Genomic DNA, 12,530 nt, shown 5'->3' on the forward strand with positions numbered 1-12,530 from the left:
TCGTTTCTTCTGTTCGGCCGGGCTTCGGAGGCCCGGCTCAAGGTTGCGCGGCACGGATGAGCACCGCCTTCGCGGCGAGCACATGGGCCCGCGTCACGGACTCGGCCCACATGCCGTCCCCCGCGCGGAGCGCGGCGACCAGCTCGCGGTGGTGGGCGAAGCTGCGGTCGAGGTCGTCCCGCGAGTAGCGGTGGAACGTGCGCATCACCAGCGGAAGCTGCGTGACGGAGTTGAGCATCGACACCAGCCGGCCGCTGGCGGCCGCGACCCGGACGATGCCGTGGAACTCGGCGTTCAGCTCGGCGACCCGGTCGAGGTCCTGCCCGTCACCCGGCTCGGCGGCCCGCTCGATGAGGTCGCACAGCCCGGCCATCCGGTCGATGTCCGCGGACTCGATCCGGGTGGCGGCCCGCCGGGCGGCGGCGCCCTCCAGCAGCATCCGCAGCTCGTAGATCTCCTCCAGGTCCTCCGGCGTCCAGCCTGGAACCCGCGCGCCGCGGTGCGGCAGAATCTCGACGAGGCCCTCGACCTCCAGCTTGCGCAGCGCCTCCCGGACCGGTGTCCGGCTGGCGCCGGTGGCCTCGGCCAGCTCGGCCTCGCCGATCCGCGCCCCGGGCGGGTGGACGCCGTCCAGGATGTCGCTGCGCAGCCGGGTGTAGACACGGTCCACGGCTCGGACCATCCGAACCTCCTCCGAGTCGATTGCATGCAACATAAGCAATCAGGGGAGCTTGACACAAGCTGTGACCTGAGTAAATTCGTCATATCACCCAAAGATTGCATACAAGGAGCGCCCGATGGCTGGTGTCGAAGTGATCGAGGTGGGGCCCAGGGACGGGCTCCAGAACGAGGCCGCGATCCTCCCGACCGCCGACAAGGTGCGCCTCATCGAGCGCTCGATCGCCGCCGGCCTGCGCCGCATCGAGGCCGTCAGCTTCGTCAACCCCAAGCGCGTACCGCAGATGGCCGACGCCGAAGCGGTGATGGAGGGCGTCCCCCGCGTCGACGGCGTCAGCTACGCCGGGCTCGTCCTGAACCCGCGCGGCCTCGACCGCGCCCTAGCGACCGGCGTGGACGAGATCAACGTCGTAGTGGTCTCCACCGACGAGTTCAGCCGCCGCAACCAGGGCTGCACGGTCGAGGAAGGTGTCGCCAACTGGACCGCCATCGCCAAGAAGGCCCGCGAAGCCGGGCTTTACCGCTCGGTCACCCTCGCCGCCGCGTTCGGCTGCCCGTTCGAGGGCGAGGTCCCCGCCGACAAGGTCCTCGACATCATCCGCCGGATCACCGAGAACGAGCCACCGGACGAGATCTGCATCGCCGACACGATCGGCGTGGGCGTCCCCGCCCAGGTCCGCACCCTCCTGGAGGGCGCCAGGGAGATCGCCCCGGACATCCCCCTACGCTGCCACTTCCACAACACCCGCAACACCGGCTACGCCAACGCGATGGCAGCGCTGGACCACGGCGTCAGCGCCCTCGACTCCAGCACCGGCGGCTTCGGCGGCTGCCCCTTCGCCCCCGCCGCGACGGGCAACATAGCCACCGAAGACCTCCAGTACATGCTGGCCCGCACAGGCATGGACACCGGCATCGACATGAACACGGTCACCGAAACAGCCGCCTGGCTATCCGACCGCCTGGACAACCCCGTCCAAGCCCTCCTAGGCCGCGCCGGCCCCTTCCCCGCATAACCCCAGCGCGACCGAGACCGGTCGACACGGCCTCGGTCTCGTCGTCAGCGGCTGCGGCACTACCCGCAACCGTCCGGCTTCTCCACGCTGGGAGGCTGGCCGGCCAACCGGATCGTGGGGTCATTCACGATCCGCCGTTGAATCACCGCGCCTCCCGAGGTGCTTCATGCTCGTGACGACGGCGCAGAAGAGACCGAACCCTGACGCGATCGCAGTAAGAAGAGAAGCGTCGTAGGCGATCATGTCCAGCAATTGCCCGATCCCCAGAACGGCAGCGACCACGAACACGAACACGCTGACAACGACCGCGCGGCGCGAACTGCGCTCAGCCATGGCCGACCTCCTCTGTTCTGTCTCCACCGGGCAGGGTTCCCTCTGCTCGCACCCTTCGAGTAGCAGCCCCCTCACGAAGCGCCACACATACTGAGATGCCCGAAGATCGCCACCAGTTCGACGCCGTCCTGATCGACCACCAGGCCACGCCACACCGAAACGCCAAAGCCCCGGCCAACGCGGCATGCTTCGTCACGGGTTCCAGACGTTCAACTCGTCCTTCTAGCCGCAGGCCGCCAGACGGGTGGAGACCCGCGCCAGCTCGGCCCGCCGATGCCTCGGGACCACCTCGTCCACCGTCCGGTCAGCGGTGAGCAACGCATTGAAGAACGTGGCGGCGCGGGCGGCCTCCACGGCGGCGTGATCCACCTGGCCGAGCTTGTTCCGGACAAGCCATTCGGAAACCTGTGCCCACGAGAACAGCCGCTGCCTGACCGGCTCGGGGAAACCACCGGGCCCACGCACACCGGCGACCCAATGCCGGACCGCATGGACGGTCACTTTCGCCCTGGTGGCGATCGTCTCGACGGCGACGAGGTCACCGCCGTCCACACCGGTGACCGCCATGCCCGCTTCCCGGACATCGGCGATCGCCGACATGATCGCCTCGGCGACGTCCTCGGCTTCGCGGGAGAACATCACGACCCCGCCTCGCTCATCAGCCTGGACGGTGGCGTCAACGCCGTCGCCGAACCGGTCAATGATCACTTCGGCCAGCCGGCCGACGTGCTCGTCGGTCACCGGCCCCGCGACCTCAAGGTCGAACCAGTACTCGTTCACGCTGCGCTCCCCCTCATCCACTGGCCGGACATCCCGCGATCGCCCTGTAGATCTTCGCCGCCTCACGCTCGGGCACACGCGGCGTCCCGTACACATGCAGTTGTGGGCAGCATCCTCGCCCACCCGGGCAGCGCAACTTGCTGTACACGTGTGCACTCCCTCCAGGCTCATCGTCCGGCGTCCGCCATCCCGCTTCGACGGCCGCACGTATGGCGGCAAGGATCTCCTTCGCAGGCATGTATCAAATTCTAGTACGTCCGTACTGTCCATTAGTACATCGTTGATGCGTGGAGGGCAAGACCCCAGTCTGCGAAGACCGGCACACGGGGGCATAGCGCGTCGGGCTCGGACCGTCCCCCACGTAGGTTCCCCGCGTCCCAGGTCCAAGCAGGGCGCGCATCGCCATCAGGCGGCCGCCAGATTCGCTGCCGACGACAGTGATCCTGCAACTTCGCAAACAGTCTCGGAACCTGGTTCGCCGGCACCTGACCGACCGCCGGGTGCTCGTCCGGCAGGGGGTGGCTGCCACGGCGCGGCGTATTCTGCGTTCGTGGAAATGCGCTTCGGGGCACGGGAGTCCGACTCGCCGTGGATTGACACCGTCTGGACCTGCACGAGCGAGCAGGTCACGGAGATGACGTCCGTGGCAGGGGTGCGCTGGGGGCTGGTGTTCTGGGAGCAGGACGGCCGGGCGTACACGAGCATCACCGGTCCCGAGACCCGCACCGGTACGGCGCCGGTGCCGGAGGGCGCGAACTTCACGGGTATCGAGTTCGCGGTCGGCACCTCGTTGCGGGTCGTGCCCACGCCGGCGCTGGTCGACGCGGGCGTCGAGCTTCCCGACACCACGCGCCGGACGTTCCGGCTGGACGGCGCGCGCTGGGAGACGCCCGGCCCCGACGACGCCGAGGCCCTGGTCGAGCGTCTCGTCCGGGCCGGCATCGTGGTCGGTGACCCGCTCGTCGCCGAGGTGCTGCGGGGTCACCGCCCGGACGTCTCGGGGCGCACGGTCGAACGCCGGTTCCGCGCCGCGACCGGGCTGACACGGGGCGCCATCCGGCAGATCGAGCGGGCTCGCACGGCGGCGGGGCTGCTGGCGGCCGGTGACCCGGCCGCCGCCGTCGTCGCCAAGCTCGCCTACTTCGACGAACCGCACCTGGCACGGGCGCTGCGCTCCTACGTCGGACGGACCGTCGGGCAACTGCGCAAGGGCGGCGGCGGTGCGATCGGCCTCGACCTCGATCAGCGCTCGACGCCGTAGACCAGCTTCAGGATCCCGTTCGGGTAGCTCTCCGACTCCCGGAGCTTCAGCATGTGCTTGTCGCGGTCGGACCGCCCGAACAGGCTCTTGCCGGCACCGAGCAGTACGGGGAAGACGAGCAGGTTGTACCGGTCGATCAGGCCCGCGTCCGACAGCCGCCGGGCCAGTTCCGCGCTCCCGTGGATGAAGATCGCGCCGCCCTCGCCCTCCTTGAGCGCGGCGACGTCCTCGGTCGAGCGCAGGATCGTCGTCGGCCCCCACCCGTCGACAAGGGCGTCGTCGGGCAGCGTGGTCGACACCACGTACTTGGGCAGCTCCTTGTAGTCGGCGTGGTCCTCCGAGCCGGGCCAGACCGCCGCGAACGCCTCGTAGCTGCGGCGTCCGAACATCAGCGCCGTCGTGTCCGCGAGCTCCTCGCCCTTCAGCGACCAGGCGTCCGGGACGAACTCGAGGTCCTTGAACACCCAGCCGCCGCTGCGGTGCTCCTCCCCCGGCCCGCCGCCGGGGGAGTCCACGACACCGTCGAGTGACATGAAACCGGTGTAGACCAACTCACGCATAGCACTCTCTCCTGGAGATCGGGCGAACTGACGGGCCCACACTAGAACCCGGACGCGGCACCGTCTTGGACGAAATCGACACCGGGTCCAGCGCGCATACCAGGCCATCTTGGCCCGGCTGCCGTCAGTCAGCAGCCCGTTGACCGGGTCGTCCGACCAGCGCTCTCACACGGACGGCGGGGCCCCTGGAGCGGCACCGTACTCGTCGGCCCATGGTGGTGCGCCCGGCGCTTGACCTTGACGCCGGTGTCAAGGGATAGCGTCTCCTCGGCCGTGATCAGGGTTTCGGCCTGATCACATGGTGGACCGGGGGACCAACATGAAATTCGCGATCAGCTACAGCACGCCCGTCCTGGGTGTGGACCCCGACCGGATCACCGGCTACGCCCGGCACGCCGAGGAGTGCGGCTTTGAGGCGCTCTACCTCCCCGAGCACATCGCGCTCTATCCCGGCGCGCAGGTCGGCCCGATGACGCTCCCTCCGTCGCTGCCCTTCGGCGACCCGCTCGACTGCCTGAACTTCGTCGCTGCGGCCACGGACCGGATCCTGCTCGGCACGGGCGTCCTGCTGTTGCCGTATCACCATCCGGTGACGCTCGCCAAGCGCCTGGCGACCATCGACCGGCTGTCCAAAGGCCGGATGCGCCTTTTGACCGTGGGCCTCGGCACGCTTCCGGGCGAGGCAGAAGCGGTCGGGGTCGACTTCCACACCCGCGGCCGACGCGCCGACGAGGCGATCCAGGTGCTGCGGCTGCTGTGGGCCGGGGACGAGAACGGAGTCGGCTTCGCCGGGGAGTTCTTCTCCTTCGAGAACTTGTGCAGCTTTCCCAAGCCCTTCGGAGGCGACGAGCTGCCGATCCATGTCGGCGGCTCAAGCCTGGCGGCCGCCCGCCGGGCCGGACGGTACGGCGACGGTTACTTTCCGGGCGGCTCCCTCACCCCGGACGAGCGGGCGGCTCACTTGCGGCTCGCCCGCTCGACCGCCGCCGAAGCCGGTCGCGATCCGGCGGCTCTCGAGTACACGCGCTGGGGGACGCTGGACATCACAGCCGAACGGGTCGAGGAACTCACCGCGCAAGGCGTGACCCGCATCGTCGTCAGCACCACCGCCTCCGAACCAGAGCAGCAGCGAGACGAGATGTCCACGTTCGCCAGTCGGTTCGGCCTTTCGATCCATAGACCCGCACGGGGTTGAGCGAGCGCACGGGCGGCGCTGCGGTCCCCGGCACTTCTCACTCTCCTCGGCCGTCGTCCGTGCCGTCACGTCTGACCCTGCGGGGATTGCTCCGCGCGCAAGCCAGGCACACCACCCAGTCGCGTAGTTCGCCGTCCGGTTCCTGCCAGGTCTCGCTGACGATGTTGCTCTCCTCCGAGCCGCAGAAGTCGCAGTCCGCCCAGTCGCCCTGCATGCGCCGCATCGGCCGCAGCCGCCCACCCTCGTCTCGCTGGAATCCCAGCCAGTCGCACTGCGGGCAGTTCCACCACAGTTCCGGCCGCTCCGGCCGCCCACCGCCCCACGTCTTTTCGCTGCGCCGAAGGGTACGGCGTTCGAGTCGGCGCCGACATCCAGGGCACGCGGGAGCCTCCGGCGGTTCGCCCCGGAGGGCCGGATCCTCCAGTGCGGAGTCGAAACGCGCCGCCAACTCCAGGTAACGGTCGGGCCAGCCGTCGCCGGCGGCGATGTCCCCCAGCGGCCCGGTCGGCAGGAACAGCACCCGCAGTTCGGGTGCCCGGCTCAGGTCGCCTCGTCGCACCCGGTCTGCGTGGTCCCGCAGTTCGCCGATGAAACCCTCGTCGACCAGGTGATGCGAAGGGCCCGGTTCCCGGTGCGAGGCGAGGACACGCGCGATGATCTCGTCAAGGATCTCCAGCAGGACGCTCACCCCAACCAGCATGGCAGGCTGCCCACGACCCGGAAATGTAGTGAAGGAGTGGTGATGGGGCGGTCGTGGTGGGGATGGGGGAACGTCGAGGACGCGGTGCGGGGCGAGGAGCTGGATGCGCTGCTCTCGCGGGTGCGGGCGCTGACGTCCGGTGAGCTGGTCGGGCATGAGGCGCCGGGGGTCGATGCGCTCGGGCTGCCCAGGCCCCGGGTTCGGGCGCCGGAGGCGCTTGCCGGGCTGTGTTCCGATGATGTGGCCGACCGTGCTGCGCACGCGCATGGGAAGGCGTTTCGGGACGTGGTGCGCAACCTGCACGGGGATCTGCGGCATGTGCCGGATCTGGTCGCCCGGCCTCGTGACGAGCGTGACCTTGTCGACCTGCTCGACTGGTGCGGGCGGGACGGGATCGCCGTCATTCCCTACGGCGGTGGCAGTTCGGTGGTCGGGGGCGTCGAGCCGCGCTTCGATGACCGGCCGGTGGTCACCGTCGATCTTGAGCGGTTGGACCGGGTGGTGGAGATCGACCCGGTTAGCCGGGCCGCTCGGATCCAGGCGGGTGTGTTCGGGCCGCGTCTAGAGGAGCAGCTCCGGCCGCATGGGCTGACGCTGCGGCACTTTCCGCAGTCGTTCGAGTTCTCCACGCTGGGCGGCTGGCTCGCCACGCGGTCCGGTGGGCACTACGCGACGCTCTACACCCACATCGACGACATGGTCGAGTCGATGCGTGTCGTCACGCCCAGTGGGGTGAGCGAATCACGGCGGCTGCCGGGGTCCGGTGCCGGACCGTCCCCTGACCGGCTCTTTCTCGGTAGTGAGGGCATCCTCGGGATCATCACGGAGGCCTGGATGCGGGTGCAGGAGCGTCCGCGATGGCGGGCCAAGGCGTCGGTGCGGTTCGCCGACTACGGCGCGGCGGTGGCGGCGACCCGGGCCGTCGCGCAGAGCGGGCTGTATCCGGCGAACTGCCGGCTGCTGGACGCCTCGGAAGCGTTGATCAACACGGGGGTCGCCGTGGAGGGCGGTGTGCTGCTGCTCGCGTTCGAGTCCGCCGACCATCCCGTGGAGGCGTCGCTGGGGCGGGCCCTGGAGCTGTGCCGTGACCACGGTGGCGAGGTCCGGGACGAGGCCGGTGGGGAGAGTACGGGAGACACCTGGCGGTCGTCGTTCCTGCGGATGCCCTATCAACGGGACGCGCTGGCCAGGCATTCGATGATCGCCGAGACGTTCGAGACCGCGTGCACCTGGGACCGGTTCGAGGAACTGCACGGTGCCGTCACCGAGGCGGCGCGGCGGGCATTGCGCGAGGTCGCGGCGGACGGTGTGGTGACCTGCCGGTTCACGCACGTCTACCCGGATGGGCCTGCACCCTACTTCGGCGTCTACGCGTCCGGCCGCTGGGGCAGCACCGTCGCGCAGTGGGACGAGATCAAGGCGGCCGTGTCGGAGGCGATGGCGGCGAACGGCGGCACGATCACCCACCATCACGCGGTCGGGCGCGATCACCGGCCCTGGTACGACCGGCAGCGCCCCGACCCGTTCGCCGCCGCGCTGACCGCGACCAAGTCCGCCCTGGACCCGTCCGGCATCCTGAACCCCGGCGTCCTGGTCCCCTAGCGCGGCTGCCAGCGGGTGGCGACCCGGCCGTGCCGCATCCGGCCCGCCAAGTGGACGTGCAGCGTCGCCGGTGTGCCGTCGCCCGCGTCGGTGCTGATCTCCAGGGAGCCGTGCCGCACCGACAGGTCGTTGGCGTCCACCACCATGTCCGGCGCGAGGACCAGTTCTACGTTGCCGCCGCTCACCCGCAGGTCGATGACCAGTTCGGGTGCGCTGCGCACGGCGTTGGTCAGGTCCAGCGTCACGTCGGACCACGCGGTGCGCAGCCTCAGCCGGTGCGGCAGCGTCCACCGGCCTTCACGGCGCACCGTGCCGTGGCGCTCTTTGATGGTGAGCCGTTCGGGGGCCGGCTCGGACGGCGTCCCGGCGAACGGGGGCGTGAGTGCGCCGCCGCCCGGTGCCGCGATCAGGTCGGCGACGAGGGGGTTCAGCGCGTCGATGGTGCGGGCGGCCAGGGCCGCGTCCAGCCGTTCGTCGAACTCGGCAGGGTCGAGGCGGCCGTCGGCGACGGCGGCCCGCAGCAGTTCGATGACCCGATCGCGGTCGGCGTCGGATGCGCGCTGCGCGGGCGGTCTGGGCGGGTCTGCCGGCATCCGTCCTCCTTGGCGGCGAGGTGCTGGCACAGTTTCTCATCTGTGGTCTTTACCTTCGCGGCCATGATCTCTGGAAACGCCACTCTGCCGATGGGTGCCGAGAGCCGGGCACCGGCCGCGGCGGTCCGGCCGCCGTCCCTGCGGGGACCGTTGCTGGCCGCCGTCGCCGCCACCGCGCTGCTGCTCGTCGTGGATTTCGCCCTCCGCGCCTACCACGAGTACGTCGAGCCGATTCCCGCCCTCAGGAGGCTGTTCAACGTCGGTTCGGAGAGCAACGTCGCGACGTGGTGGAACAGCACGCTGCTGCTGTCGGTGGCGGGCATGGCGGTCCTCGCGGCGCTGCTCACCGGTCCGGGGGCCAGGCCGGGACGGCTGTCGTGGCTCTCGCTCGCCGCGGCCACGGCATGGCTAAGCATCGACGAGACGGTCCAGGTCCACGAGCGGCTCGCCGGGCCCGGCGAGCAGTGGGCGAACGGCCTCGGCGTGTCCCTGCCGACGTTCGCGTGGGTGCTGCCGGGCGCGGTGATGGCCCTGGCCGGCGTGGCGGCGGCGGTGGTGTGGGCGCGCGGTCTGCCGCGCGACCAGCGCGTCGGGCTGCTTTCGGCACTGGCCGTCTACATCTCGGGCGCGCTCGGCGTGGAAGCCGTCAACGGATGGCTGAACAGGCAGGGCGCCGACGTGCTCTACGCGCTCGGCACGAGTCTCGAGGAGGGCATGGAGATGGGGGCGTGCCTGCTGGCCCTCGCCGTCCTCGCCCGCATTGTGGTCTTCGGGCGCGATCCCGAGTCGGGTCGCGTCGTCGTGCGCCTCCGTTGACATGAAAGCCGGATGAAAAGGTTCTCATTCCCTGGCTGTGCGGGCGATGTGGTTCCTGGAGTGGGCGGCGCGGTGGGCGGCCATGCGGACGGGCGTGTTGGCCGTGCCGTAGCCGGTGTAGCCGGAAGAGCGCTGGACGATCTCGAAGAACACCCGCGATCCCAGGATCTCCGTGCAGAGGTGGAAGTACTCGGCGTCGCCGTCCCGGTCGTAGAAGACGTTGTGCTCGCGCAGGGCGGCGAGCAGGTCGGGGTCGGGCGCGAGACGGGCGTCCAGGTCGTCGTAGTAGTTGCCGGGGACGTCCAGGATCGGGGCGCCGCGATCACGCAGGGCCCGCGCGGTGCGGAAGATGTCGTCCGTCGAGAACGCCACGTGCTGGGGGTCGGGGACGGCCGGGGCCCAGGCGCCGCGGCGGAGCACGGTGCCGTCGAGCAGGAGGCGCAGCCTGCGGCCGGGGTCGGTGACGGCGCGGCTGCGGACGAGCCCGAACGGCGCGGCGAGCTCGGCGTCGTGCTCGGGTGCGAGGCCGAACAGGGAGCGGTAGAACAGGGTCGCCTCGTCGAAGGCGTCGAAGGGCTGCGACAGGGCGAGGTGGTCGATCACGCTGACGCCGGTCCGGTCGGGGCCTGGTGCGCCGGAGAGGATGAAGTCGCCGAGCCAGCCGTCCGCGGCGCCGGTCCGGCAGAAGAAGACGGCGGTGCCGTCGGGGGCGGCGACCGAGGTCAGGTCGGCTTCGGCCGCGCCGCGGGTCCGGGGCAGGACGGGGGCCAGCAGCGCGGTGGCGCGCCGCGCCGAGCGTTCGGGGTCGTCGGTCTCGACGGCGAACGCTCCGATGGCGGCGCGGGCCGAGCCGGTGGTGTTGAGCAGGACGCGGGCGTCGCCCTGCTGCCAGAGCTGCACCGGCTTGGATCGGTGCTGGCCGATGTGGGCGAACCCGGTGGCGGCCAGGGTCCGGGCCACCTCGGTGCCGGATTCGGCGTCGACCGCCAACTCCACGAAGGCGAAGCCTTCCGGCGCGGGTGCGGGCGGCGGAACCCGGTGGGTCGCCGTCCCCGGGGCGGCGCGGACGAGTCCCTCCTCAAGGACGGTCAGGGAGCGCATCGCGTCGACGGCCGCGCGGTCGGGGTCCGCCTGCCGGAAGACGTCGTTGAACACCTCCAGCGACAGCGGGCCCGGGTACCCGGCCGCGAGCACCCGCGAGGTGAAGCCGACGAGGTCGAAGGAGCCCTGCCCCGGGAAGAGCCGGTGGTGGCGGCTCCACTGGAGGACGTCCATGCGCAGGTGCGGGGCGTCGGCGAGCTGGAGGAAGAAGAGCTTCTCGGCGGGGAACTCCGTGATGCCCGCGATGTCGCCGCCGAGTGACAGCACGTGGAAGCTGTCGAGGCACAGGCCCAGGGCGGGGTGGTCGGCGCGCAGGACGAGGTCCGCCGAACGCTCCCATGTCCGGACGAACTTTCCCCAGGCCAGCGCCTCGTAGGCGACGCGCAGCCCGTGTTCGGCGGCGAGGTCGGCGAGGGCGTGCAACTGCGCGGCGGCCAAGGCGTCGTCGTCGACCGCCTCGGGCGCGACCGACGAGCACACCAGGACGGTGCCGGCGCCGAGCCGCCGCGCCAACTCGAACTTGTGCCGGGCCCTGCGGAGGTTGCGCCGGTGCAGTTCCTCCGGGACGGCCTCGAAGTCGCGGAAGGGCTGGTAGAGATCGACGGTCAGGCCGAGGCCGGCGCAGCGTTCGGCGACCTGTGCGGGACTGAGCGGGGAGGCGAGAAGGTCGTTCTCGAAGATCTCGACGCCGTCGAATCCCGCGGCGGCGGCCGCGCTCAGCTTGTCCTCCAGCGTGCCTGACAGGCACACCGTGGCGATCGAGCGTCGCATGGTGTTCCCTTCCATTCCCAGGTCAGCCGGTTCGAGACCGGGCCCGGCCCGCCGGACGGCGGGTCGCGGCGAGCCGGGCGCGGGCACGGTCAGGGGGCGGTGGAGCGGATCGACTTGAACAGCTCGGCCTGCTCGCCTTCGAGGTTCTCGTCGAAGTACGCCCTGGCCTTCTCGGAGAACGCCTTGATGTCGACGTCGTCGACGATCGTGGGCTCGCCCTTGGCCTTCCACTCGGCGACGATCTTCGCCTCGTCCTGCTCGATGCACTTGCGGTTGGCGGCGCGGGTGTCCGAGACGGCCTTCTGGACGGCCGTCTGCTGCTCGGACGAGAGCTTCTTCCAGCTTTCCTCGTTGATGACGATCAGCTGGGAGCCGGTCTGGTGGCCGGTGAGGCTGACGTGGGTCTGGACCTCTTCGAGGCTCTTCTCCGCGATCGTCGGGATCGGGTTCTCCTGCCCGTCGATGGTCTTGCGCTGGAGGCTGAGGTACAGCTCCTCGAACGCGACCGCGGTGGGCGTGGCGCCGACCGCCTTGGCGTTCTCCAGGTAGATCTTGGAGTCGGGGAACCGCATCCGCAGGCCCTTGAGGTCCTCGGGCTTGCGGATCGCCTTGTTGGCGGTGAAGTGCCGCATCCCGAAGTACCAGACGTCCAGCACGCGGGTGCCGGTGGCCTTGGCGAACTCCGTCTTCAGGCCGTCGCCCTCCTGCCCGTCGAAGAAGGTGAACAGGTGGTCGGGGCCGTTGAACGCGTAGGCCATGTCGAGGACGCCGATGGGGGCGTAGCTCCCGGCCAGCGCGGACGAGCCCTGCACGTCCATGTCGAGGTCGCCGGACCTGACGGAGGTGTAGCGGGTGTCGTCGTTGCCGAGCTGGCTGTTGGAGAACGTCTCGATCTTCACTCCGAGGTCCTGGCCGTTGACCGCGTCGGCGACGGCCTTGATTCCGCAGCGGGTGTGCGGATGGTTGTCGGTGTAGCTGTTGGCGAAGGACAGGGTGACCTCGCCTCCGTCGTCTCCGCTGTTCATCGCGCTGCAGCCGGTCGCCAGAACGGCCGCGGTGGTCAGTGCCAGCAGTGCTTTGTGGGGGGTTTTCGGCATCTGCCTTGCTCCTCACGGGGGTGGGGG

General features: G+C 70.3%; 13 protein-coding genes. 5 read left to right on the forward strand and 8 right to left on the reverse strand.

From position 1 onward, the window contains the following. Window positions 1–37: 37 nt before the first annotated feature. Window positions 38–682: a GntR family transcriptional regulator gene (locus E1285_RS23920; protein WP_132155725.1), complete on the reverse strand. Its 645-nt coding sequence runs from the start codon at window positions 680–682 to the stop codon at window positions 38–40. A gap of 115 nt (window positions 683–797) precedes the next feature. Here E1285_RS23920 and E1285_RS23925 point away from each other — a divergent pair, with 115 nt between their 5' ends. Continuing rightward, window positions 798–1,694 carry a hydroxymethylglutaryl-CoA lyase gene (locus E1285_RS23925; protein WP_132155727.1) on the forward strand — a complete coding sequence of 299 codons (897 nt, stop codon included), beginning with the start codon at window positions 798–800 and terminating at the stop codon, window positions 1,692–1,694. 120 nt (window positions 1,695–1,814) lie between these two features. Here E1285_RS23925 and E1285_RS23930 read toward each other — a convergent pair whose 3' ends face one another. Next, window positions 1,815–2,027, reverse strand: coding sequence for a hypothetical protein (locus tag E1285_RS23930; protein WP_132155729.1), 213 nt, complete (start codon window positions 2,025–2,027; stop codon window positions 1,815–1,817). Window positions 2,028–2,249: 222 nt separating this feature from the next. Next, entirely contained in the window at window positions 2,250–2,807 is a 558-nt protein-coding gene (locus E1285_RS23935; RefSeq protein WP_132155731.1) for a hypothetical protein, read from the reverse strand. 556 nt (window positions 2,808–3,363) lie between these two features. On the opposite strand from E1285_RS23935, the gene E1285_RS23940 reads away from it, so the two are divergent. Then, window positions 3,364–4,068: a helix-turn-helix domain-containing protein gene (locus tag E1285_RS23940; protein ID WP_243723005.1), complete on the forward strand. Its 705-nt coding sequence runs from the start codon at window positions 3,364–3,366 to the stop codon at window positions 4,066–4,068. Here the strand turns inward: E1285_RS23940 and E1285_RS23945 are convergent. After that, entirely contained in the window at window positions 4,050–4,628 is a 579-nt protein-coding gene (locus E1285_RS23945; RefSeq protein ID WP_132155735.1) for a dihydrofolate reductase family protein, read from the reverse strand. The genes E1285_RS23940 and E1285_RS23945 overlap by 19 nt on opposite strands. A 319-nt stretch (window positions 4,629–4,947) precedes the next feature. Between E1285_RS23945 and E1285_RS23950 the strand changes: the two genes are divergently transcribed. Continuing rightward, the gene (locus tag E1285_RS23950) at window positions 4,948–5,823 is read left to right on the forward strand and encodes an LLM class F420-dependent oxidoreductase (RefSeq protein ID WP_132155738.1); all 876 of its coding nucleotides are present in this window, start codon (window positions 4,948–4,950) and stop codon (window positions 5,821–5,823) included. A gap of 37 nt (window positions 5,824–5,860) precedes the next feature. Here E1285_RS23950 and E1285_RS47535 read toward each other — a convergent pair whose 3' ends face one another. Next, the gene (locus E1285_RS47535) at window positions 5,861–6,511 is read right to left on the reverse strand and encodes a hypothetical protein (RefSeq protein WP_243723004.1); all 651 of its coding nucleotides are present in this window, start codon (window positions 6,509–6,511) and stop codon (window positions 5,861–5,863) included. A 54-nt stretch (window positions 6,512–6,565) separates the two neighbouring features. On the opposite strand from E1285_RS47535, the gene E1285_RS23960 reads away from it, so the two are divergent. Further along, the gene (locus E1285_RS23960; RefSeq protein WP_132155740.1) at window positions 6,566–8,125 is read left to right on the forward strand and encodes an FAD-binding oxidoreductase; all 1,560 of its coding nucleotides are present in this window, start codon (window positions 6,566–6,568) and stop codon (window positions 8,123–8,125) included. Here the strand turns inward: E1285_RS23960 and E1285_RS23965 are convergent. Further along, window positions 8,122–8,718 (reverse strand): DUF1707 domain-containing protein, encoded by a 597-nt coding sequence (locus tag E1285_RS23965; RefSeq protein WP_132155743.1) that lies wholly within the window; start codon window positions 8,716–8,718, stop codon window positions 8,122–8,124. The genes E1285_RS23960 and E1285_RS23965 overlap by 4 nt on opposite strands. A gap of 63 nt (window positions 8,719–8,781) precedes the next feature. Here E1285_RS23965 and E1285_RS23970 point away from each other — a divergent pair, with 63 nt between their 5' ends. Beyond that, the gene (locus E1285_RS23970; protein ID WP_207946770.1) at window positions 8,782–9,534 is read left to right on the forward strand and encodes a hypothetical protein; all 753 of its coding nucleotides are present in this window, start codon (window positions 8,782–8,784) and stop codon (window positions 9,532–9,534) included. A gap of 24 nt (window positions 9,535–9,558) precedes the next feature. On the opposite strand, the gene E1285_RS23975 is transcribed toward E1285_RS23970, so the two are convergent. Continuing rightward, complete coding sequence (locus tag E1285_RS23975) at window positions 9,559–11,406, reverse strand: sugar phosphate isomerase/epimerase and 4-hydroxyphenylpyruvate domain-containing protein (protein WP_132155745.1); 1,848 nt, start codon at window positions 11,404–11,406, stop codon at window positions 9,559–9,561. An 89-nt stretch (window positions 11,407–11,495) separates the two neighbouring features. Next, window positions 11,496–12,503, reverse strand: coding sequence for a DctP family TRAP transporter solute-binding subunit (locus E1285_RS23980; RefSeq protein WP_132155747.1), 1,008 nt, complete (start codon window positions 12,501–12,503; stop codon window positions 11,496–11,498). Window positions 12,504–12,530 lie beyond the last annotated feature (27 nt).

Origin of the sequence: Actinomadura sp. 7K507 (assembly GCF_004348425.1) — a bacterium.
GTDB lineage: Bacteria > Actinomycetota > Actinomycetes > Streptosporangiales > Streptosporangiaceae > Spirillospora.

Bases quoted from the DNA above. Each gene is read 5' to 3' on its own strand.
- E1285_RS23920 (WP_132155725.1), bottom strand. From the start codon at position 682: ATGGTCCGAGCCGTGGACCGTGTCTACACCCGGCTGCGCAGCGACATC.
- E1285_RS23925 (WP_132155727.1), top strand. From the start codon at position 798: ATGGCTGGTGTCGAAGTGATCGAGGTGGGGCCCAGGGACGGGCTCCAG.
- E1285_RS23930 (WP_132155729.1), bottom strand. From the start codon at position 2,027: ATGGCTGAGCGCAGTTCGCGCCGCGCGGTCGTTGTCAGCGTGTTCGTG.
- E1285_RS23940 (WP_243723005.1), top strand. From the start codon at position 3,364: ATGCGCTTCGGGGCACGGGAGTCCGACTCGCCGTGGATTGACACCGTC.
- E1285_RS23945 (WP_132155735.1), bottom strand. From the start codon at position 4,628: ATGCGTGAGTTGGTCTACACCGGTTTCATGTCACTCGACGGTGTCGTG.
- E1285_RS23950 (WP_132155738.1), top strand. From the start codon at position 4,948: ATGAAATTCGCGATCAGCTACAGCACGCCCGTCCTGGGTGTGGACCCC.
- E1285_RS23960 (WP_132155740.1), top strand. From the start codon at position 6,566: ATGGGGCGGTCGTGGTGGGGATGGGGGAACGTCGAGGACGCGGTGCGG.
- E1285_RS23965 (WP_132155743.1), bottom strand. From the start codon at position 8,718: ATGCCGGCAGACCCGCCCAGACCGCCCGCGCAGCGCGCATCCGACGCC.
- E1285_RS23970 (WP_207946770.1), top strand. From the start codon at position 8,782: ATGATCTCTGGAAACGCCACTCTGCCGATGGGTGCCGAGAGCCGGGCA.
- E1285_RS23975 (WP_132155745.1), bottom strand. From the start codon at position 11,406: ATGCGACGCTCGATCGCCACGGTGTGCCTGTCAGGCACGCTGGAGGAC.
- E1285_RS23980 (WP_132155747.1), bottom strand. From the start codon at position 12,503: ATGCCGAAAACCCCCCACAAAGCACTGCTGGCACTGACCACCGCGGCC.